The organism is Pontibacter brevis (genome assembly GCF_054779655.1).
Genome location: NZ_BAAGXV010000039.1, coordinates 1 through 1,831 on the forward strand (window position 1 = coordinate 1; position 1,831 = coordinate 1,831).

The window sequence follows — 1,831 nt, forward strand, 5'->3', positions numbered from 1 at the left end:
GCCCTCCTGTCCTGGAGCCGAAGGACACGTGCGTGGTGGCGGGCACGCTGCTGCGGGGGGTGGTCTCGGCCACGGACCCCGACGGGGACCTGATAAACCTGACGGTGGCGGGCTCGGGCATCGTGCCGCCGGCCACCTTCCGCCAGACGGCGCGCACGCCTGGGGAGGCCAGAGGCCTTCTGAACTGGCAGACCCAGTGCGGCGACGTGCGGGAGCGGCCCTACCAGGTGGTGTTCCGGGCCGAGGACGTGCGGCCGCCGGGGGAGACGCGCCTGGCCGACCTGCAGGCCTGGAACATCCGGGTGGTGGGCCCTGCGCCCGAGAACCTGGCGGCCCTTGGCGGGGACCGGAGCGTGACGCTCACCTGGGACCCCTACGCCTGCCAGAACGCCTCCTCCATCCGCATCTACCGGCGCGAGGGCCCCTCGGGCTACGTGCCGGGCGAGTGCCAGACGGGGGTGCCGGCCTCGACGGGCTACGTGCTGGTGGGGGAGGTGGAGGCCGGGGTGGCCACCTTCTTCGACGACAACGGCGGGCAGGGGCTGCAGGCCGGGGTGGAGTACTGCTACATCATCTACGCCACCTTCCCCTCCCCCGGTCGCGGGGAGAGCCTTGCCTCCAACGAGGCCTGCGTGGCCATCAACCAGGACATCCCCTACCTGACCAACGTGACGGTGGACGAGACGGACGCCGAGCGGGGGCAGATAACGGTGCGCTGGACGCAGCCCGAGGCAGGGCTGCTGACCCCTCCGCTGGAGTACGTGCTGCTGCGCAAGGAGGGGATGGGCACGGGCCCGGGCTTCACCGAGGTCTTCCGCAGCCGCGACCTGTCGGACACGGTGTTCGTGGACCGGGGCCTCAACACCCTGGGGCAGGCCTACCGCTACCGGCTGGAGTTCTACCAGTCTCCTGCGGCGGGCGGGCAGCCGACCGAGCTGCGGGAGGGTGCCGAGGCCTCGAGCGTGCGGCTGGAGGTGTCTGCCGCTGCCGGCGGCGAGGCGGCCCTGGAGCTTTCCTGGCGCTACGAGGTGCCCTGGGACAACGGGCGCTACCAGCACCGCATCTACCGGCAGGAGGGCAACCGGCTGGTGCTCATCGACAGCGTGCAGGCCACGGGCCAGGGGGGCAGCTACCGCGACGTGGGCGCCTTCGGGGGCCTTGGGCTGGAGCGGGGGCGCACCTACTGCTACGTGGTGGAGACGTCCGGGGGCTACGGGATAGCGGGCCTGCCCGAGCCGCTGCTCAACCGCAGCCAGGAGGCGTGCGCGCTGCTGGAGAAGGTGGTCTGCGCCCCTGAGCTGAGCGTGAGCCAGCTGGACTGCGATGCCTTCGCGCGCAACCCGCAGCAGCCGCCCTACGAGAACGTGCTGACGTGGGTGCCGCAGGTGAGTGGGGAGTGCACCGACCAGATAGCCTTCTACACGGTCTACTTCCGCTCCTCCCTGGATGGGGAGTACCAGGTGCTGGGCACCACGGCGGAGACGCGCTTCGTGCACGGGGGGCTGGAGTCCTTTGCGGGCTGCTACCGGGTGACGGCCACCGACACGGCGGGCAGGGAGAGCCCGATGAGCAACGAGGTGTGCAAGGACAACTGCATCTCGTTCCTGCTTCCCAACGTCATCACCCCGAACGGGGACGGGTTGAACGACGAGTTCCGCCCCGACCGGAAGACGGCCTTCATTCGGAGCATGCGCTTCAAGGTGTTCAACCGGTGGGGTGCGCTGGTGTACGAGCGCAACGCCGAGAGCGGGGGTGACGACCTCTACATCAACTGGCCGGGGGTGGACAACAAGGGCAACCGCCTCACCGACGGCACCTACTACTACGAGGC

1 protein-coding gene is annotated in these 1,831 nt (G+C 70.2%); it reads left to right on the plus strand.

The genetic code is table 11. From position 1 onward, the window contains the following. On the plus strand, window positions 1–1,831 hold a 1,831-nt coding region (locus ACYVB1_RS12840; RefSeq protein ID WP_460924116.1), incomplete at both ends, for a T9SS type B sorting domain-containing protein.